12 protein-coding genes are annotated in these 20,458 nt (G+C 60.1%); 7 read left to right on the top strand and 5 right to left on the bottom strand.

The window, feature by feature from the left end; genetic code table 11:
• Positions 1–252 precede the first annotated feature (252 nt).
• Together QZ540_RS00315 and QZ540_RS00320 are read right to left on the bottom strand one after the other, a co-directional pair.
• The gene (locus tag QZ540_RS00315; RefSeq protein WP_294626840.1) at positions 253–4,239 is read right to left on the bottom strand and encodes a S8 family serine peptidase; all 3,987 of its coding nucleotides are present in this window, start codon (positions 4,237–4,239) and stop codon (positions 253–255) included.
• A 246-nt stretch (positions 4,240–4,485) separates the two neighbouring features.
• Positions 4,486–8,511, bottom strand: coding sequence for a S8 family serine peptidase (locus QZ540_RS00320; RefSeq protein ID WP_294626841.1), 4,026 nt, complete (start codon positions 8,509–8,511; stop codon positions 4,486–4,488).
• A 286-nt stretch (positions 8,512–8,797) separates the two neighbouring features.
• Between QZ540_RS00320 and QZ540_RS00325 the strand changes: the two genes are divergently transcribed.
• From QZ540_RS00325 to QZ540_RS00350, 6 genes are all read left to right on the top strand, one after another.
• Positions 8,798–9,439: a hypothetical protein gene (locus tag QZ540_RS00325; RefSeq protein ID WP_294626842.1), complete on the top strand. Its 642-nt coding sequence runs from the start codon at positions 8,798–8,800 to the stop codon at positions 9,437–9,439.
• Between the two features lie 401 nt (positions 9,440–9,840).
• On the top strand, positions 9,841–11,022 hold the full coding sequence (locus QZ540_RS00330) for a hypothetical protein (RefSeq protein ID WP_294626843.1): 1,182 nt from the start codon (positions 9,841–9,843) through the stop codon (positions 11,020–11,022).
• A gap of 181 nt (positions 11,023–11,203) precedes the next feature.
• Positions 11,204–12,403, top strand: coding sequence for a pyruvate ferredoxin oxidoreductase (locus QZ540_RS00335; RefSeq protein WP_294626844.1), 1,200 nt, complete (start codon positions 11,204–11,206; stop codon positions 12,401–12,403).
• A gap of 285 nt (positions 12,404–12,688) precedes the next feature.
• Positions 12,689–13,159: a DUF4870 domain-containing protein gene (locus QZ540_RS00340; RefSeq protein ID WP_294626845.1), complete on the top strand. Its 471-nt coding sequence runs from the start codon at positions 12,689–12,691 to the stop codon at positions 13,157–13,159.
• Between the two features lie 236 nt (positions 13,160–13,395).
• Positions 13,396–14,688 (top strand): adenylosuccinate synthase, encoded by a 1,293-nt coding sequence (locus QZ540_RS00345; RefSeq protein WP_005507283.1) that lies wholly within the window; start codon positions 13,396–13,398, stop codon positions 14,686–14,688.
• 169 nt (positions 14,689–14,857) lie between these two features.
• Entirely contained in the window at positions 14,858–15,883 is a 1,026-nt protein-coding gene (locus tag QZ540_RS00350) for a magnesium and cobalt transport protein CorA (RefSeq protein ID WP_049357905.1), read from the top strand.
• 66 nt (positions 15,884–15,949) lie between these two features.
• Here the strand turns inward: QZ540_RS00350 and QZ540_RS00355 are convergent, their stop codons facing one another.
• The 3 genes from QZ540_RS00355 to QZ540_RS00365 form a co-directional block, all read right to left on the bottom strand.
• On the bottom strand, positions 15,950–16,633 hold the full coding sequence (locus tag QZ540_RS00355) for an integrase (protein WP_070599212.1): 684 nt from the start codon (positions 16,631–16,633) through the stop codon (positions 15,950–15,952).
• A 285-nt stretch (positions 16,634–16,918) separates the two neighbouring features.
• Complete coding sequence (locus tag QZ540_RS00360) at positions 16,919–17,971, bottom strand: iron chelate uptake ABC transporter family permease subunit (protein ID WP_294626846.1); 1,053 nt, start codon at positions 17,969–17,971, stop codon at positions 16,919–16,921.
• A gap of 25 nt (positions 17,972–17,996) precedes the next feature.
• Complete coding sequence (locus tag QZ540_RS00365; RefSeq protein ID WP_294626848.1) at positions 17,997–19,286, bottom strand: iron ABC transporter permease; 1,290 nt, start codon at positions 19,284–19,286, stop codon at positions 17,997–17,999.
• Between the two features lie 118 nt (positions 19,287–19,404).
• Here QZ540_RS00365 and QZ540_RS00370 point away from each other — a divergent pair, with 118 nt between their 5' ends.
• On the top strand, positions 19,405–20,430 hold the full coding sequence (locus QZ540_RS00370) for an iron-siderophore ABC transporter substrate-binding protein (protein WP_294626850.1): 1,026 nt from the start codon (positions 19,405–19,407) through the stop codon (positions 20,428–20,430).
• Positions 20,431–20,458: the final 28 nt, after the last annotated feature.

The following is a 20,458-nucleotide window of genomic DNA, read 5'->3' on the forward strand; positions in this document are numbered from 1 at the left end:
AGCGCGTCTGCGCGGCGTGAACGTCAAGGTTCATGCCGACGGTGAAGAAACCTTCATTTATTGTCTCAACGATTCTTTATATAACCTAGTCAGACTCGTATTACGGAACATGACGCGGAATACAAACTTACCCAACCACAGAAAAAGGGAGCCGCACCGCGCAGAAACTGCAACGGTACGGCCCCCTCGGTAAAACCTGCTGAGGTAGCACCTACAGCGGTAGAACCTTATGAGCCCTAGATTTCAGGGTTTTTAGATTTCAGGGCTTTCCTTCAGCACACCCGTGCTGTAGCGGTACACGAACGCCGCCATAGCGTCGCGGTGCACCGGCTCCACGGGGCGGAACGAACCATCGGGCCAGCCGGTGGTCACGCCCTGCTCAGCCAGCCACGAGATCTCGCGGTAGAACTGCTTGTCGGTCGGAACGTCCGTGAAACGAGCCTGCGCGGGGGCAGTGTACTCGGGCGAACCTGCGTAACGGTAGAAGAACGCAGCCATCGCGTCACGGTTCACCGAACCCTCCGGGCGGTAGGTGCCATCGGGCCAGCCGGTCGTGATGCCCTGAGCCTTCATCCACTCAATCTCCTTGTAGTAGGGGTGGTTGAGCGGAACATCCGAGAAGCTCGGGGTGGACGGTGCGGTGTACTGCGGCGAGCCGCTCATACGGTAGAAGTACGCAGCCATGGTTGCGCGGTCCATGTTGTTCAGCGGGCGGAAGGTGCCGTCCTGGTAGCCGCGGTCAATCTGACGGGCAGCAATCCACGTGATTTCACGGTAGAACTGGTTATCCGCCGGAACGTCGGTGAAGCGCGCATCGTGGAGGGTGCGAGCCACCTTCACGACCTGTGCACGGTCGCCAGCGGCAACACCGTTAGCGGTCTTACGACCGCTCAGGTCACCGGTCGCGTTGTGCATGTGCAGGAACAGAGCCTGACGCTCCTTGTTGTTGTTCTTGCGGTGAACGGTCAGCTGACCGCCGTCACGGTCCACGAACAGGCCGGGCACGCCCGACTCCTCACCGGTGAACCAAACACCGGGGTTGAAGGGGGAGTACTCGATAGCCGAGGTGGTGTCCACGTAGGAGTTACCCTCGTTGTGCCAGGTGTCAGTCTGCACCGTGTACTTGATGCTCTGAGCCTTCTCAGCGGTCAGACCCAGGTCCTTCAGCGGCACACCCAGAATCATGGTGTTGGTGTCCATGATGTTGGTGTCGGTGTCGCCCCAGGCGTTGTTCAGCGGGTAGCGAGCCACCACGGTGGATGCGTTACCGGAGATGGACCAGACCTTCACCAGCGGGTAGTCCAGACCCTTCTCGCGGGTCACCTCCAGAACGTAGTCTGCGGTGGAGTCGTTGTTTGTATCGATCTGCACCTGTACCTGACGGCCCCAGTGCATGGTATCCCAGGTGCCCCAGGTTGAAATGCCGAAGAACAGAGAACCATCGTTCGGGTTCTTGCCCGCAGCCTTCAACGCCGGTGCATCCGAAGCGGCACCCACATACTGCAGGTCAACAGACTGGTTCGACGGCAACTTCAGCTGACCGGACGGAATACGGTCACTGACCGCACCCAGCTCAAACGCACCCAGCAACGAACGGTAACCGCCCTGGTTCAGGGTCGTACCGCGCAGAGTCACCGTGGACTCCTTATCGGCAATGCCCTTGTAATCAATACGGGACGCATCAACACGCATCTTCGAGACGGGCTTCGGCGCCACGTGAATCGACTGGCGGATTGCCTCGCGACCATTCTCAGAGAAAATCAGGCGACCAGAAGCGCTCGCAATGTACTGGCGCTTACCGGCAATCAGAGTCTGACCGGTCGTCCAGTCCTGAGCGACGTGGTCGGCGCTCATCGCCGGGTCCATGGTCTTCTCCAGCTTGGACGGGTCAATACGCACGGTCACGGTCACGTTCTTACGCTCACCGGCTCCCACGCTCACCTGCTGCGGGTAGGAGTACTCCACACCCGGGATGGTCGTGCTTGCCTCGTAGTTCAGAGTGTAGGTGTGAGCCTGCGAATCGGTGTTGTCCAGCACGATTTCACGCTGAACAGTCTGAATACCCGAATCAGGGGTGTACTCCAGCACACCGAACGCGGTCGAAACACGCTCGGGGGTCTTCGCATCGTAGGCGATAACCTTCGCGTCCACGGCGGCGCGAGCATTCACCATGCCCGTACCCACACGATCCACCGCGTACTGCGCACCCTGCTCATTCTTGATGGGGGTGGACGCGCCGTTCATCAGCGCAGCCTTAATCATCTGCGGGTTGTAATCCTGATGCGCCTGCATCACCAGAGCGGCAACACCGGCAACATGCGGGGTCGCCATGGAGGTACCGGTGAAGGAAACACCCTTATTACCCATACCCACAGCGGCAGACACAATCTCAGTACCCGGCGCCGCAAGGTCAGGCTTAATGAAGCCATCAGCACCGTGCTGACCGCGGGCACTCGAAGTGTTCAGGTCAAAAGCGTGCGAGTGGGAGCTACGACCCGAAGCCTTGTAGTCCAGGTTCATCTCAACGGTTACCGGACCGGCAGCCAGAGCCTTCTCCAGGTCCTTCGTCGAAGAAGCAGTCAGACGCAGACCCGGAATGGTTGCGTTACCGCCAATGCCGATGGAGTAGCGCTCAGCCTTACCGGCCATCACCACGCCAACACCGCCGGCAGCCTGAACGTTATCGAAACGAGTCTTCGAACCGCACGGGAACGTCAAATCGTCCTGATCCCAGTCGAAGTAAACCCACTTGCCCTTCAAAGCCTTCGCCTCATCGGCGGTGAAAGCCTCGCAGGCGTAACGGTTACGCTTCGGCGCGGCAACAACCTCGCCGCGCAGCTGATCAGCGGACGCCTTCGAATAATCGAAGTTCACCGAATAATCACCCTGCAACCACTCCAGACCGGTCTTCGTGGTTACGCGGGCACGGTCAATCGGCTGAGTGGAGCCGTAGGCGTTCGCCACCGACAGCGCCGCAGCTGCATTCGCCGGGCTACCCGAATCGGAGTAGGTGTCACCCACACCGTTGTAGTTATTTGCGTTACCGGCAGCAGCCACAGTGAACACACCCTGACGCGCCATCGTGTTAATCATGTACGACTCGGGGTCGTCAGCCGGGGCGAACTCGCCACCGAGCGACAGGTTCACAATGTCGGCGCGGTCAGAGAAATCACCGTCACCATTCGGGTCCATTACGGTATCGAGTGCCTTCATCACAACACTCGAATTGCCGTAGCAACCGAACACACGAATCGCCAAAATCTGAGCATCAGGAGCAGTACCGGGGCCAATAGACATGCCCTTCAGCTGCTCCTCCGTCAGGTTCTTGTAATCGCCACGGTAAGTCGTACCGTTCGCCGTCACACCATAACCGGCGGCAGTACCCGCCACGTGCGTGCCGTGACCGCCAGAACCGAAACCATCCGGGCGGCAATCCAGCGGGTTATTATCCGGCTGCGGAGTCGACTTCTCAGCCACCGACGCATTGTAGTCATCACCGACCAAGTCAATGCCGCCAATGAACTTATTACGATCAATCAGACCCGAATCAGCAGTCGGAAGCTCCGTCATCGCCTTAGCCTTCAGGTACGAATCCACCGTACCGGGGCCACCAAAATCAGCGTGCGTATAGTCAACACCGGAGTCAACAATCGCAATCTTCACACCCTTACCCGTGTACCCCGTATTCTCACGGGTCCACGTAGCAAGAGTCTTCGTATCAATCTCGCTACCGGAGTTCATGCGCTCCTTCGCGATAATCGGCGAAATACGCTCCACATCCGGGCGCTCCGCCAACGCACGAATCTGCGCAGCATCACCAGTAATCGCCGCACCGCGCATCGCATTATGCGTCGTGTACATCAGCTTCGCGCCAGAAGCAGCCGCCACAGACTGAGCCTGCGACTGCACCTGGGCTGCAATAGCCTGTACCTGCGCCTGACGGTTCGCCGGCGCCTCCTTACGTGCCAGAACAGCCGCGGACTGGGTCTGCTCATACGCACCCTTGCCCTTGAATTGCACATACACGGTGATCTGGCCTTCAGCCTTCTGCAGACCCGGGCTGATACGCGAGGCAGCGTCACCGGATGCGCTCGCAGTGCTTCCTTCGACCTGCTGGGGGCTCTGAGCGTGAGCGGCAGAGAAAGTGGCGGGAACGCCGAGAGTAAGGGCAAGAGCCGCACTCAAACCGGTCGCACCGACAGCCTTCATTCTGCGGCGTGGCGCATGAGGCGTTGTCATGGAATCCTCCTTCGGATTATCTGTTTTTCGGTAATGCTGTGTGCTCTGTGGTTGTGTATCGGTGATGTGCGGAGGCGGCCCCACCGGCAGACGACGAGTGAGTGCGTCCGCCGGTGAAACCGCCACCAAAACTTAGAAAGGTTCCGGGATTTTCAGGCCCCGAATCCTACCGGTTCCGGGCACCCCTCCCACCCCATGCAGGGGGCGGGAGGGGACCCGAACTGTTCGCTACCAGTTCACTACCGTCTAGCGGCCTGCCTGGTTAGCAACCTTCTCGGTGTAGCGGTAGATGAACGCCGCCATTGCGTCGCGGGCAATGGGGGTTACCGGGCGGTAGGTGCCGTCCGGCCAGCCGGTGCTGATGCCCTTCGACGCCAGCCACGTGATCTCACGGTAGAACTGGTTATCGGTGGAAACATCGCTGAAGTGGCTGGTCGCGGGTAGATCCACGTGCGGGGAACCCGCCGCACGGTAGAAGAACGCAGCCATGGCGTCACGGTTCACCGGTGCGGAGGGGCGGAACGTGCCGTCCGAGTAGCCGGTGGTGATGCCCTGAGCCTTCATCCACTCAATCTCCTTGTAGAAGGGGTGCGTGGTGGGCACGTCCTTGAAGCTCGGAGTGGAGGGTGCGGTGAACTGCGGGGAGCCCTGCATGCGGTAGAAGAACGCCGCCATCGCGCCACGCTCCACGGACTCCAGCGGGCGGTAGGTGCCGTCCGGGTAGCCGGTGGTGATGCGACGCTGAGCCAACCAAGAAATCTCGGTGTAGAACTGGTCGCCGCTCTTCATATCGGTGAAGCGGGACGGGGTGATGTACTCGTCCTGCTTCTCCTTGATGTTCAGCACCTCGGCGCGGTCGCCCTTGGCACCGTTGGTGCCGGAGAGGTCGCCGGTGCCGTTGTGCAGGTGCAGCAACAGCGCCTTAGCGGGGGCGCCGGATTCGCCGAGCGCGGGGATTGCGTCAGCGGAGCGGTGCGCCGTCAGGGTGGTGCTGGAGGCATCCGGGAAGAGGCCAGCCACAGCGGAGGAGTCGCCGCTGAACCACAGCTTGGGGCTGAAGGGGCGGTACTTGATCCAGCCGGTTTCGCTGACGTTGCCCCACTCGTACTGGGTGGTTGCGCTGACTCGGTACTGAATGTCCGGGTTGTTTGCGCTGGTCAGGCCCAGGTCCTTGAGGGGCGCGCTCATGATGAGGGTGTTGGTGTCCATCATGTTGGTGTCCACATCACCCCAGGCGCCGTTGAGCGGGTAGTAGCCGAGCTCGACGAGGTTGCCGTTCTTGTAGCCGTAGAGGCGAACCAGCGGGTAGTCCAGGCCCTTAGCGCGGTCGGTGACCAGCTTGTAGTCGGCGCGGTTGTTGCCGTCGGTGTCGATTTCTACGGTGAAGGTGTTCTCGTAGGAGACCACATCCCAGTTCGCCCAGGTGGAGATACCGAAGCGCAGGGTGCCGTCATCAGCGTTGCCGCCGGCTGCCTTCAGCGCGGGTGCATCCGAGGAAGCACCGACGTACTGCAGGTTCGCCTTAACGTTGCTGTTCAGGGACAGGGAGGTGGGAGCCACACGGTCCACGCTCGCACCGTACTCGAAAGCGCCGAGCAGGGAGCGGTAGCCGCCCTGGTTGACCTCGGTGCCGCGCAGCGAGATCTGGGACTTGGTCCAGCCGGTGTCTGCCTTCTGAGCCTCGTCGCTGGAGGGCTTCTGGGTGAAGGTGACGGTGTCTTCGGCAGCGTGCATGGTGCTCACGGGCTTGGGTGCCACGTGAATGGGCAGGCGCAGCGCCTTGGTGCCGTCTTCGGTGAGGACGAGTCGGCCGGATGCGCTGGCAATGTACTGACGGTACTGTTCGGGAACGGTTTCGTTGCCGGTGTAGTAGTCAGTTGCGTTCTGGGTGGTGTCCATTGCTGCGTCGCGGGTCTTCTCCAGCTTGGACGGGTCGATGCGCACGGTGACTTCGAACTTCTTAGTTTCACCGGGTGCGAGGGTGACCGCGGAGGGGAAGGAGTATTCCACGCCGGGAATATTAGTGCTTTCAGCGTAGGACAGGGCGTAGGCGTGCGCCACGGAGTCGGTGTTCTCGACCGTCACCTCGCGGGTGAGGGTCTGAACGCCAGCATCCGGTGCGTACTCGAGCACGCCGAAGCTCAGAGACACGGTACCGCTCTTGTCAGTGTTGTAGACGAGGGACTTCGACTGCACGGCAGCGAGGGTGTCGACTCGTCCGGCGCCCACGCGGTCCACCGCGTATGCGGCACCGGATTCGGTGCGCACATCGTGGGTTGCGGTGTTCATGAGGGCGGACTTGACCTGTGCGGGGGTGTAGGTCGGGTGGCTCTGCATGACCAGGGCGGCGGAGCCGGTCACGTAGGGTGCCGCCATGGAGGTGCCGCTGAAGGTCACGGAGTTGTTACCGGTCGCCACCGCCGCGGAGGTGATGTACGAGCCGGGTGCCGCAATGTCGGGCTTGGTGTAGCCGTAGCTGCCGTGGAAGCCGCGGGCACTCATGGGGTTCAGCTGATCCAGCTTATCGGTGTCCACGCGCAGGGAGGACTTCAGCTCGTTGCCGAGGCGCACGGTCAGGGGCTTACCTGCTGCTTCTGCAGCGGTGATCTGTGCACGCAGGTCCTTAGCGGCGGATGCTGCCAGGCGGAAACCGGGCAGGGTATCGTTACCGGCAATACCCAGGCCGGGTTCTTCGTCGTTGCCTGCAAGCAGCACGCCCTTGGCGCCTGCCGCCTCCAGGTTGTCGAAGCGCACCTTGGAGCCGCAGGCGAGTTCACCGTCATCTTTAGCCCAGTCGATGAGCACCCACTTGCCCTTTACAGCTGCCGCTTCGTCGGCGCTGAGGGCGTTGCAGGCGTAGCGGTTGTTCTCGGAGATTGCGGTGAGTTCACCGGTGAATTCCTTGGTGCCCGCCTGTGCCCAGGGGTAGGAGACGCTGTAGTCGCCGCGTACCTTGCGGGTGGTGCCGGTGGCGGGGTCGGTCAGCTCTGCCGCATCGACGGCGCGGGTGGAGCCGTAGGCGTTAGCTACGGTGATTGCGCTGGCTGCGGTGGCGGGGTGACCGGAGTTGGAGTAGGTGTCGCCGCGCAGGCTGTAGTCGTTGGCGTTACCTGCGGAGATCACGGAGAGCACGCCGGCGCGGGTGAGCGCGTCAACGGCGTAGGCTTCGGGGTCGTCCTGCGGGGAGAATTCGCCGCCGAGGGACATGTTGACCACGTTCACGCGGTCGGAGAAGTCGCCGTCACCGTTGGGGTCGAGGGCACGGTCGAGCGCCTCAATAACGACGTTGGTGCTGCCGCTGCAGCCGAAGACGCGGAAGGCGTAGATTTCAGCGTCGGGGGCGACGCCGGGGCCGATCTTCATGGTCTTGAGCTGCTCTGCGTTGAGCTTGCTGTAGTCGCCGGTGAAGGTGGTGCCGTCGGCGTTCACACCGTAGCCTGCCGCGGTGCCCGCCACGTGGGTGCCGTGGCCGCCGGTGGTGCAGTCGAGCGGGTTGCCGTCGGGGGTTGCGGTGTTGGTGCCGTCGTAGGCGTCACCGACGAGGTCGTAGCCGCCAGCAACCTTGGTGCGGTTGATGAGTCTGGAGTCTGCGGAGGGCAGCTCGGTGAGCTTGGATGCCTTCTCGTAGTCTTCGAGCTTGCCGCTACCGCCGAAGTCGGTGTGGGTGTAGTCGATGCCGGAGTCGATGACGGCGATCTTCACGCCCTTGCCGGTGTATCCGCCCGCGCCGGCGGGGTTGGTGGTGCCGGTCCAGGTGGCGAGGGAGCCTGCATCAATGGCGGCGCCCGCGTTCTGGCGGTACTTGGGCAGGATGGGCGAGATTTTCTCTACGTCGGAGCGGTTGGCGAGTGCCTTGATGGACTCGGCGTCACCGCGCACTGCCACGCCGCGTACCGCGTTGTGGGTGGTGTAGAGGACCTGTGCGCCGGACTGGCTGCTGACCTGCTGTGCCTGGCTCTGCACCTGGGAGGCGATTGCCTGCACCTGTGAGCTGGTGTTGACGGGTGCCTGCACGCCGGCGCGTACGCCTGCGGGCTGGGTCTGTTCAAAGGCGCCCTTACCCTTGAAGCGGACGAAGGCGGTGACGGTGCCGCTGGCGTTCTTCATGCTTTCGCTGAGTACCTGCTTGACGGCGTCGGGGTCTTCCGCGGCGTGGGCGGTGGTGCCCAGGGCTGTGAGGGGGCTCAGTGCCATGCTGAGGGTGAGTAGCCCGCTGCCGATTCGGCGTCGATGCGACCGGCCGCGGGGGTTTGGGGAGGCGGTGTGTGTCACGGTGCTCCTTTGCTTGGCTCCCGGGATGTTTCTGGGAGGCTTGTGGTGTTGTTCTGGTGGGTTCCAGCTGAACTTGAACACACTAGATGTGAACTAGAATACACCTCAAAATGGCTTGTGAAGCGTTTATTACCCCTAAATGCATCAAATTGTGGACATGTTCGACCCTTTTCTTTTTCATGCTTTTTATTTGCACTCGGGTTCAGGTTCTTTTCAGGTTCGGTTGTTACTGTAAAACCATCTATTGAACATCTATCAAAAATGCTGGGATATGGAGGGCCGGACCATGGTCAAGCGACGCGTTTCTGGTGACGATTCTGTTCTGCTGATGTCGTCCCAGGTTGTTTACGGCCGTCCCGGCTCACTGTTGGAACGCATCCATAGGGGAGAGGTGCAGGGCATCCTCACCGAGTACAGCTCATCCGCCTGGCAGATTGGCGAGGTGGTCGGCTACGCCCCCGTGGAGAAGCCACCCGAAACCTTGGATATGAAGAGCCTATTCACAGACTGGAGCGGCTTCACCTGGTATGTGTTGGGGCCGCTGCTTCGGATGGTGTTCTGGGCGGTCTTTTTTCTCGTGCTGATGAGTCCGGTACTTTTCAGCCTGGGTTTCAGGGGAGTGGACGAGGAAACGGCGATGATTTTCTTTGCCTTGTTGATTCCGCTCTTTTATTTCCCTCCGCTGATTTTGCTTGTGGGCTTTGCTGGAATCTGGTTGCTGTGCGTCGGTTCGGTGAAGTTTCTAAATGCTGTTGGGGATGCTGTCGAATCGACGCGCCTGCTCATTAGGCAGCACAAGGTTCAGCACGATTTTGAGTTCCGGCAGGTGTACGAATGCACCCTGGCCGATGTTAGTTCACCTGCGGTATCACCGCATCATAGCCCCACGCACCGAACACACAATGTAGACAACACAACAGACACATAACAGCAGACAAGCATTGGAGGAGGTTACCGTGGCGGAGCATAGCGAAGCACCGAAAAACCCTCAGAACCCAACCGAGAAGAGCGATAGCGAGTATCAGCCGCTGTGGGACATGGAGCAGCCTGCCCCCGATTATTCGACTTTGTTGCTTCACGGAACGCCGGTTCCTGCGCCGACCGGGGAGATCCCCGAGCCCTACCTCAAGTCCTGTTCCAAACTCAGCGGATGCAGCATAAATAGCTTCCCGTGAGTCCCTAGCTGAACCCCCGGCAGCGTTAACGCATGAATGTTGGCGCTTGTCCGGGGGTTTTTGGATTCTGGCAGGTGGGTTTTAAGGGACCGTTCAGTATGAGCTGGTACTGTGGGTGCGCTAGGAGTATGTCAGGTGAGCGAAGGAGACAACCATGGCAGACCGCCCCACCGCGAAGCGTGAAGGTACGCATCACGAAAATATGAAACACGAAGAGGCATACCAGCCCCTCTGGGACACCGACCAGTCCATCCCGGAATACATGACGCTACTCATGGTCGAGCAACCGTCGACCACAGAAGACGCTGAGCCGAACGAAGACTCCGAAGAGTACGAGTACGAAGAGCTAGAGCACCCCGACCCTGATTATGAGTACGTCTACCCGGGCGCCCCTAAACGCTACGACTCTGCGCGTAAGGACTCAGAAGATGAAGAGCTTGAGTATGAAGACGTCGAATATGAAGATGATGAGTATGAAGACGTCGAGCATGAAGACGCAGAGTATGAAGATGATGAGTATGAGTCTGAACCCTCTGATGACGCTGACGATAACGAAAATGATACGGAGAACTCCCAAGACAACCAGTTCGTAGCGCTCACCTCCACTCAGCCCGCCCAGCCCACTGAGCCCACCCAACCAGCGCTCTCTGCCTGCGAGGGAGCCACCGAAAATACGGGAAACATCATGATCGACAGGGCACAGGCGCAGAGCCCGCAGGAGCCTACGAAGCCCTCTACCGTTGACACTTCCCTATCTGTGGCGACGGAACCTGTCTACGGTATTCCCGACCCGAACCTGCAGCCCATGCAGCTACTGGGTGCACTATCGAGTGATGCCGGGCCTACGCAGCTGGCTTCCGTGCGCTGGTGGAATAAATCGGGTGCTGCTGTGGCTCCGTGGGATGCGCCGGGGGAAGAGACAGAGACCGCGCGGATTATTGGTTACATTCCTGCAAGTACACCGGAAGCCACCGTGGATTGGGCTAAAGCTAGGCGGGGTTACATGCCCTGGGTAATTTTTATGGTGGCGATGCAGGTCATCAATCCGTTCTTGCTGTTGCCACTGGTAAATATTGTGAGTATGGATGCGGCGTTGCAACTTCTCGTACTCTATCTCGCCCTTGCAATGCAGACGACGCTCCTGGCGCCTTTGATATGGCTGATACTGATGGTCTACTCCTTGGTAAAGTTCCTGCAGAAGCGTCAGGATGCGGTGGCGCGGGCAACGACGTACGGTGCGTTCTGGTACCACCCGGTGTACGACCGCCCCCTGCAGGAGGGTGCCCACCCGGACGAGGCGGTGAAGCCTGAGGGATTGCCAGCGTCAGCGGAATAGCTTCTTTTTGGCGCCTCCCGGTTCCAGTAACGTTGAACCCCCGGCAGTGTTAATACGTGTGTGTTGGCACTTGTCGGGGGCTTTTTCTCAGCTTTTATCAGGCAGGTTTCAAGGGACTGTTCAGCGCCTGCTGGTACGGTGGTGCCACTAGGAGTATGTCTGGTGAGCGAAGGAGACGACCATGGCAGACCGACCCACTGAAAAGAAGGAAACTGCAAAGAAGGACGAGGCATACCAGCCCCTCTGGGACACCGACCAGTCCATCCCGGAATACATGACGCTACTCATGGGCGAGCAGCCGTCGACAACAGAAGACGCCACGCTACACCAAGAATCCGGCAGCGAAGACGAAGAGCTAGAGCACCCCGACCCGGACTATGAGTACGTCTACCCGGGTGCCCCTAAGCGCTACGACTCTGCGCGGGAGGACTCCGACGGCGCCGAACTAGACAGTGACGAGCTGAGCACCGACGAACCGGAAGAAACTTCCAAAGATGCTCACGAATCTCGCAAGGACGACGAGGCGAACCACCCGGTAGCACTCGCCTTCACTGAGCCCGCACCCTCTCCTGGTGTGCAAACTGAGGTAATAGGGGCTGCTCACGCCTACGGGGAATATATTTTGCTGGAACACCTCGGTCTGCATCCGGGCGCTATTCTGCCGGTTATTCCTGAGCCGTTCTTCGGCATCCCCGACTCGAAACTTATCGAAATGCGCTTGCTCGACCGCTCCCAAGATGAGTCCGCACCCATGCAGGCGTGCGCTGCTCACCTGAACCCGGTCAAGGACGAAGGGAACCCCACCTCTCGGGCAGCCAAGCTGCAACCGGTGGGCTACGTCCCCATCAATAATCCGTTCGCTGGCTCCAACATTGAAGAGATCAATAGCCAGCGTACATTCTGGAAGGCCGTGCTTATTGTCCTGCTGATACTGAACCCGTTTGTGCTGGTTCCTTTGGTGAGCATGTTCGATAGTAGTGCCGGCATGTCGATGCTACTCTTCTTCATCACTATCGGCGTGGGATCACTTTTTGTGGTGCCGATTCTATGGATTGTGGGTATTGTTCAGACGGTGAAGCGTAAGAACCAGCTGAGGGAACTCATCCAGAAAATAGAGAGTGCGCATGCCGAGTACTGGTACTACCTGGTGTACAACCGCCTGCCGGACGACTACACGGGCATCAACGGCTACACGAAGAAAGAAGAGGACTCTTTCTCGGTGTACGAGTTTCTGAAAAAGCAAGAACACGCAAAGCTACACGAGACTGTAGCACCGCGCGAGTCTGTAGCACTGCGCGAGGCCGCCGCACTACAGAAGTCCTCCGCCTCTCCTACGCCCGCCGCGCGTCCCGCGCTCGCCGATGAAAAGAAACAGGGCTAGCGACCAAACCACACAGCCCCGAACTGTATAACAACCTGCCCCTCCACGCACAGATGACCGCGTGGAGGGGCAAGTTGCGTCTTTTCCTTGTCATATTCGGGTTTCTTCGTCTGTTGTCCGGCGAGGGTTAATATTCCATTTACCTTGCCTTGATAGGGTGAAACCATCACGAGTGTTGCGACCACGCAGAGCACGGCGGGCACCCGCCGGAAACGGCGAATTAGCCTGCCGCCGCACCTCAACGATTAGCTGTATCCACTCATCGATAGATTAAGGAAAAGAACGATGTCCCAGAACCCGAACCCTGAACAGTACAACCAGTACTTCCAGCAGGCACCCTCCTACTCGCAGGCGCCGGGTCAGCAGCCCAACGGTTACATGGTTTCCTCCAAGGATGACCAGAACATGGCGATGCTCGCGCACCTGGCTTCTGCAATTCTGTCTCTGCTGTCCTTCGCAACCGCAAGTATTCTTGCGCCGCTGGTCATGTGGTTCATCTACAAGGACAAGCCCGGCTACGGCTTCACTAAGGAATCGGCACGCCGCGCGTTCAACTTCAACTTCTCCCTGTGGGTTGTCAGCATGGCTTCCTGGCTGCTGGCGGTGGTGACCTTCGGTCTTCTGTTCTTCATCCCGTTGATTGTCTCGACGGTCGTGACCGTCCTGATGGTTATCTTCCACAGCCTGGCTGCTATGGCTGCAAACCGCGGTGAGCAGTACACCTACCCGATGACCTTCATCGAGATCATCAAGTAGTCTTCACGGCTTATACCGGTAGCGCCCCCGTCCGAATATCGGATGGGGGCGTTGCCGTGCCCGGGTACGGGGTGCGGGCGCTGTGCCCGGCACGCCTACCGCCCCGTCACACGGGACTTAAAGGGGCGGGCACGGTATCATTAGAAGAGGTGTGCCTACCCGAAACATGAGGCGGTAGGTCGCCGCCGCGCCGTGAAATCCGGTGCGTATCTTCAAGGCTTTCAAGGAGCACAAAAATGTCAGCTGTCGTGATTGTGGGCGCCCAGTGGGGCGATGAGGGTAAGGGTAAGGCAACCGACCTGCTCGGCCCCCGCGTAGACTACGTGGTCAAGCCCAACGGCGGTAACAACGCCGGTCACACCGTGGTGGTGAACGGCCAGAAGTTTGAGCTGAAGCTGCTGCCCGCGGGTATTCTGAGCGAGAACGCCGTCCCCGTGATTGGTAACGGCGTGGTTGTTAACCCCGAGGCTCTTTTCGCTGAGATTGACGGCCTTGAGGCACGCGGTGCAGACACCTCCCGCCTGAAGATTTCCGCTAACGCACACCTGGTCGCACCCTACCACCAGACCATGGACAAGGTGACCGAGCGTTTCCTCGGCAAGCGCGCTATCGGCACCACCGGCCGCGGTATCGGCCCCGCCTACATGGATAAGGTGGGCCGCCTCGGCGTGCGTGTTCAGGACATCCTGGACGAGTCGATTCTGCGTCAGAAGGTTGAAGGCGCACTGCGTCAGAAGAACGAACTGCTGGTGAAGGTCTACAACCGCCGCCACGTTGAGGTCGACGAAATCGTCGAGTACTTCATGTCTTACGCTGAGCGTCTGAAGCCGATGATTGTGGACACCACCCAGCTGCTGAACAAGGCACTGGACGAGGGTAAGACCCTGCTGATGGAGGGCGGCCAGGCAACCTTCCTGGACGTTGACCACGGCACCTACCCGTTCGTGACTTCCTCCAACCCGACCTCCGGCGGCGCGTGCGTCGGTTCGGGTGTGGGCCCGACCCGCATCTCCCGCGTGATTGGTATTCAGAAGGCGTACACCACTCGCGTGGGTGCTGGCCCCTTCCCGACTGAGCTGTTCGATGAGATGGGCGAGTTCCTGCGCACCACCGGCGGCGAGTTCGGCGTGAACACTGGCCGCCCGCGTCGTTGCGGCTGGTACGACGCCGTGCTGGCGCGTCAGGCTGTGCGCATCAACGGTTTCACCGACCTGTTCATCACCAAGCTGGACGTGCTGACTGGCCTGGATAAGATCCCGGTCTGCGTGGCTTACGACGTTGACGGTGTGCGCCACGACGAGATGCCGATGACTCAGACCGAGTTCCACCACGCTAAGCCGATTTTCGAGTACTACGATGGCTGGACCGAGAACATTTCGGATGCGAAGAGCCTGGATGAGCTGCCCGAAAACGCCCGCAAGTACGTGCTGAAGCTGGAAGAGATTTCTGGCTGCCGTATTTCTGCGATTGGTGTGGGCCCGGATCGCGACCAGACCATCGTGGTCCGCGACCTCATCAACGAAGACTAAGCTAATAAGCTCAATACGTGAAAGCCCCCGGAGGGTGCCTTACAGGTGCCTTCCGGGGGCTTTTCCATGCCAGGTGCACACGCGGTGCACATGACCAGGCGGGGCGTGTGCCGTATGCTGGAAAGAGCGCCCACACACGTGGCGCCAAAGCGTTCAGAGGAGAAAAACGATGTCCTATATCACCGGAGCTATCTACCCGAGCTCGGACCGCCCTCAGCTGGGTGCCACCGAGGAAGAAACCCTCCGCGCCTACGCGGACGAGAACACCGCCGTAGCCCTCGGATACGCCAACCCCGACATCCACGAACTACACGCCCTGCAAAAAACCTTCAACCTGCACGAACTCGCCATCGAAGACGCCGGACGAGGCCACCAGCGCGCCAAACTAGAACGATACGGCGACTCCCTCTTCACCGTCATCCGCCCCGCCATCTACCTCGACAAAGAAGAAGAAGTGCGCCTCAGCGAACTGCACCTCTTCACCGGCCCCCGCTACACCCTCGCACTCGTTCGCGACGAACAGCGCATCAACGACAAGTTCAACCTGCTCTACGCCACCCCCGATGCATCCCCCGCCCGACTGCTGCACCGCATCCTCGACAGCACCGTCGACAGGTACGCCCCCGTGCTCGAGGGACTCGAGAACGACAACGACGAGATTGAAGACATCCTGTTCTCCGCGCACGACCGCCAAGACGCCAACTCCCTGGCGCAGCGCATATACGAGCTACTCAACCAGGTGATTGACTTTCAGCGAGCCTGCCGACCCCTCGAACCGATGATGGGTCGCATCATTGAAGGCCTACGCACCGGCGCGCTCGACCCGTCCCCCTACCCGGGCGCGAGCCAGGGCGAGGTTGAAGACGAGGCCGTGGAACTTGCCCGCCAGTTCCGTAATGTGCTCGACCACGTGGTGCACACGAAGGAACGCCTTGAGGATCTTCGTAGCTCCCTCGAAAACGCCCTGCGCGTGCACGACACCCTGCTCGGTCAGCAACAGAACGACGACACCAAGAAAATTTCCGCCTATGCGGCGCTACTCATGGTGCCCACCATTGTTGGCTCGGTGTACGGCATGAACTTTGAGGTCATGCCCGAGCTCAAGTGGGAGTTCGGCTACCCGGCGGCCCTGCTGCTGATGCTGGTCTCCTGTCTGCTCCTCTACTGGTTCTTCAAGAAGAATAAGTGGCTCTAACAGTCCACAAAACGCCACTGGCTAGGCCTTTAAACGCGTATGCCGCGTAGGGCATACACACATGCCTTACGCGGCGCGGTCGTACTGTGCGCGCATTGCGCGGCGGCAATCGCGACGCTCACGCTTGAACTTCTTACACACAGCCTCCGAATCGGCAAACATGTAGAAGTCCTCCGGCTCAGCCGACAGACCCAAAGTCGACAAGTGAACCAGCGACAGCATCGCGTAGAACATCTCGCGGCGCAGCTCAAAATTGCAGGCACCTGGAGCGGACTCCACCGCAAACACGCCGCCGGTGCACTCCAGCGCGCGCATCGCCCAGTGCTGAGTCCACAGGTCACCATTGACCGGGCTCACGCCCAGGCGAGTTAGCGCCAGGCCGGTACCCTGCACACGCTCAAAGCGCAGGCACATCTCCAGGTCCTTTTCCAGGGGGAACACGAACAGCAGCGCGTTCTGCGCCGCCGCACGCAGCTCAGCCAGGTTCGCCTCGTAACCGGAAGCACCCTGAGTCAGGTGACGCATCACGCGGCCCATCGTCGAAGACGCCGGTGCGGTGCGGAAGCACGAACCGTCCGCCACCAGCTGCTCCAGAACGCCGCGGAGCTCCTCCACGTTGAAACGCTCCATACGGACGATGGTGCCCGCCTGCATCAGCAGGTTGAACTCTGCATCACGGCACAGCTGCTCATCGGCGGTACAGGAAATCTCTGCGTTTGCGTACTGGCTCTCGTGAGTGGTGTTTTCCATGACCGTTCCTTCCGTAGATGCTGAATCAACCTAGCGGCAACACCGCAGGAGACGGTGTGCCCGGTTGGAAGGATCGTCCCTTCCAACACCTACACTCTATGAGCGACCCCTGACACGATAAGCAGTTTTTAATCTACCCCGGGGTAAAACTGAGAAAATTCTGAAAAATTCTGAAACCACCCGTGAAACCCAGTGAAACCGCTCATGAAACCTAGCGAAATAGAGAAAACCGGGTGCCCCCACAGTCGGGAACACCCGGTCACTCATACGGAATAGACGGCGCAACTAGCGCTGACGGTACAGCAACCACAGCATATACACGCCACCCAACGCACCCGTCACCAGACCCACCGGAATCTGGAACGGCGCCAACGCACGAGCCGACACAAAATCAGCCAGCACCAAAATCACCGAACCCAACAGCGCCGAATGCCACATCGCCATACCCGGAGTGTTCCACAGGCGGCGCGCAATCTGCGGGGCAACCAGCGCCAAGAAACCAATCGGACCCGCAACAGAAATCGCCACAGCCACCAGAAGCACGGCAGCCGCCACCAGCAGGTTCACGGTCCTCTTCACCGGCAGACCCAAACCCGCTGCCAAGTCATCGCCGAGCTCTAAGACGCGCAGGCGATGCGTCAGTATCAGCACCAGCGGAATCGCCACCAGAAGCAGTACCGCCTGAACCGACATCTGATTCCACGATAGGGCATTCAGCGAACCGTGCTGCCAGGTCTTCGCCGCCTCCGCCTTCTCCAAATCACCGCGCGTAATCAGGTAATCATTCACGGAACTGAGCATCGCACTCACCGCAATACCAATCAGCACCATCTTCTGACCCATCGTCGCGCCACCGCGCACACCCGCCAGAAGCATCACCACAGCCGCCGTCGCAAAACCGCCAATAATAGCGCCCATGCCCATACCCACGCCGGTAGAACTCAACGACCCAATCAGCACCACAGACAGGGCACCGGTCGCCGAACCCACCGTGAAGCCGATAATATCCGGCGAACCCAGAGCATTACGCGAAACCGACTGAAAAATAGCGCCCGACAAGCCCAAAGCCGCACCCACCACCACGGCGGCAAGCATACGCGGCAGACGCTGATTCAACACCAGCTGACGCTCAATCTCCGTGCCCTCACCCTGAAAAATCAGGCGAAACACCTGATCAGGGCTCATCTGATAACTACCAAACACCAGGGAGGCGACCGCCGCCACCACAAGCACCGCCACCACCAGCAGGGTACGCGGAATAGGGGTGCGGTAACGCCCAGGGATACGCACAGACCCGGCAACAGCAGACCCGGCTACAGAACGAGACACAACGCTCACAATAAAACCTCTCAGAAACCGGGGCCTACAAACCAGATACGCCAGATGAGCTAGACGAACCAGTCGAACCAGACGAACCACCCACAACAGGGCGCTGAGCACGATGCGGACCGTGCTCCGACACATGAGCCGGACCCGACTCATCGTGCGCCTGCGCCTTCGAACCCATGCGGCCCTTCTTCGCACCGCGCGCACCGGTGCTCAAACGCAGCACCAGAACCATCAGCACCGGGGCACCAATAAAGGCGGTCACAATACCCACCTCAAGCTCACTCGGCATCACCAGAACGCGACCCAGAATATCGGAGGCAAGTACCAACACCGGGCCGTACACCAGCGACAGCGGCAGCACGCGCGCAATGTCGGAACCCACTAGCAGACGCACCACATGCGGCACGACCAGACCCACAAAACCAATCGGGCCCGCAATCGCAGTTGCCGCACCACACAGCGCCATGATTGCAATAATCGTCGCGCCACGCACCATCGTCACCGGCACGCCCAAGCCGGCTGCCGCATCCTCACCGAGTGCCAGGGCACGCAGAGGACCGATCAGCATGAACGACAGCACCAGGCCCGCCGCCACAAACGGTAGCGCCGAGAGCACCTGCTCGAAGGTGCGGTTCTCCAGCGAACCCACCACCCAGAAACGGTGCGAATCAAAAGCCTTCGAATTAAACATTGTGATAATGCCGGTAATCGTGCCCAGGCAGGCGTTCACCGCCACACCCGTCAGCACCAGACGCGCCGTCGAATCCAGGTTCGGCTTAGAATCCACCAGGCCCATGACGAACACCAGCGCCGCCGCCAGACCCGAACCCAGTAGAGCCAGCCACAGCTGAACGAACGGGGACGACACCCCAAAAACGCCCACACCGACCACCACGGAGGCGGCGGCACCCGAGTTCACACCCAGCAGACCCGGCTCAGCCAGCGGGTTACGGCTCAACGCCTGCATGAGCACACCCGACACCGCCAACGCGGCACCCACCAGCAACGCCGCGGCGGTACGCGGGGCACGCTTCGCCCAAATCAGCTTCGACTCGATGGTGTTCGCCTCCGGGTGGAGGAAACCGTCAATCGAGCGGTCCAGGGTGAACAGGCGCGAACCCACCGTAAACGACAGGGCGCAAAGCAGCACTAGCAGAACGCCGCCAATAATGAGCGCAACCGCCAGACGCGAGATAGACTTGCCACCCTGACCGCCAGAGGAGGCGCCAGATACGGCGTCCGAAGAAGCGGAGAGGGCACGAATTTTCGCCAGGGAGGCAGCGCTGACGGTGGGTCCGGAAGAGGGGGAGGTCTGTGGTGTCATAGGCTTTGGAGGTCGTGCGGTGCGCTAAGGGGCAGGTGAAAGGACGCTTACCTTACCGATAGATGGATATTAAGTATCCTATATGCGCATATGAGGTTATCCTAATAATATGGCAAATATGACGAACAAGATCACCCGCCGCTCCTTCGGCGCACTCGCACTCGGTTCTTTCGGCGCCCTCGCCCTGGCGGCTTGCGGCTCCTCCAACACTTCCGGCTCTTCCTCTTCCTCCGCGTCCGCTTCTGCGACCGGTAAGAAGGTGGCACCCTCCGCACTGCCCTCCGGCATGGGCACCACCACTGTTGACGGCGAATTCCCCCGCACCGTGAAGCACTTCCGCGGTGAAACCACCATCAAATCCGCACCCTCCAAGGTTGTTATTCTCTCCACCGGTCAGCTCGACGGCGTGCTCTCCCTGGGTATCGTGCCCGTCGGAGCCGCAACCGCCGGTGATGCCGACCTGGTTCCTGCATACCTGAAGACCAAGTTCTCCAATAAGTCCGCAGAGCTCGACAAGATCGCCAAGGTCGGCAAGCGCACCGACCCGGACGTTGAGGCCATCGCGAACCTCAAGCCCGACCTGATTCTCATCAACAACACCAACAAGAAGGATGAGCTGTACGAGTCCCTCGCCAAGATTGCGCCGACCGTGGTCACCGAGGGCACCGGCATTAACTGGAAGCAGGACTTCCTGCTGATTGCTGCCGCGCTGGGTACCACCGAGAAGGCTGAGAAGCTCATGGAGGAGTACAACACCAAGGCAAAGTCGGTCGGTCAGAAGGCTGGCAGCGAGAAGACCTTCTCCTTCCTGTACGCTTCCGCTGACCGCACCCGTATCTTCGCGAAGTCCTCGTTCGTGGGCTCCATCTGCGCTGATGCATCCCTGGCACGCCCCGCGGCTGCGCAGGTTGAGAAGACCTCCGTGGACCTGAGCGCTGAGCAGCTTGACCAGGCTGACGCCGACTACCTGTTCTACGGTGTGCAGGGCGGCGACGAGTCCAAGCTGACCAAGGAGGCCCTGTGGAGCACCCTCAAGGCTGTCACCGAGAAGCACGCACACAGCGTGGATGCCGATATGTTCTTCCTGAACGCTGGCCCGGCTGCCGCGCTCGGCGTTCTGGAAACCATTGAAAAGGCGCTCTAAGCCTTTTACGGTCTCTTGTAGAGATTCG

The organism is uncultured Rothia sp. (assembly GCF_916049665.1).
Lineage (GTDB): Bacteria > Actinomycetota > Actinomycetes > Actinomycetales > Micrococcaceae > Rothia.

Excerpts from the sequence above, each read along its gene's own strand:
- QZ540_RS00315 (WP_294626840.1), bottom strand. The coding sequence starts at position 4,239 with ATGACAACGCCTCATGCGCCACGCCGCAGAATGAAGGCTGTCGGTGCG.
- QZ540_RS00325 (WP_294626842.1), top strand. The coding sequence starts at position 8,798 with ATGGTCAAGCGACGCGTTTCTGGTGACGATTCTGTTCTGCTGATGTCG.
- QZ540_RS00330 (WP_294626843.1), top strand. The coding sequence starts at position 9,841 with ATGGCAGACCGCCCCACCGCGAAGCGTGAAGGTACGCATCACGAAAAT.
- QZ540_RS00335 (WP_294626844.1), top strand. The coding sequence starts at position 11,204 with ATGGCAGACCGACCCACTGAAAAGAAGGAAACTGCAAAGAAGGACGAG.
- QZ540_RS00340 (WP_294626845.1), top strand. The coding sequence starts at position 12,689 with ATGTCCCAGAACCCGAACCCTGAACAGTACAACCAGTACTTCCAGCAG.
- QZ540_RS00345 (WP_005507283.1), top strand. The coding sequence starts at position 13,396 with ATGTCAGCTGTCGTGATTGTGGGCGCCCAGTGGGGCGATGAGGGTAAG.
- QZ540_RS00350 (WP_049357905.1), top strand. The coding sequence starts at position 14,858 with ATGTCCTATATCACCGGAGCTATCTACCCGAGCTCGGACCGCCCTCAG.
- QZ540_RS00355 (WP_070599212.1), bottom strand. The coding sequence starts at position 16,633 with ATGGAAAACACCACTCACGAGAGCCAGTACGCAAACGCAGAGATTTCC.
- QZ540_RS00365 (WP_294626848.1), bottom strand. The coding sequence starts at position 19,286 with ATGACACCACAGACCTCCCCCTCTTCCGGACCCACCGTCAGCGCTGCC.
- QZ540_RS00370 (WP_294626850.1), top strand. The coding sequence starts at position 19,405 with ATGACGAACAAGATCACCCGCCGCTCCTTCGGCGCACTCGCACTCGGT.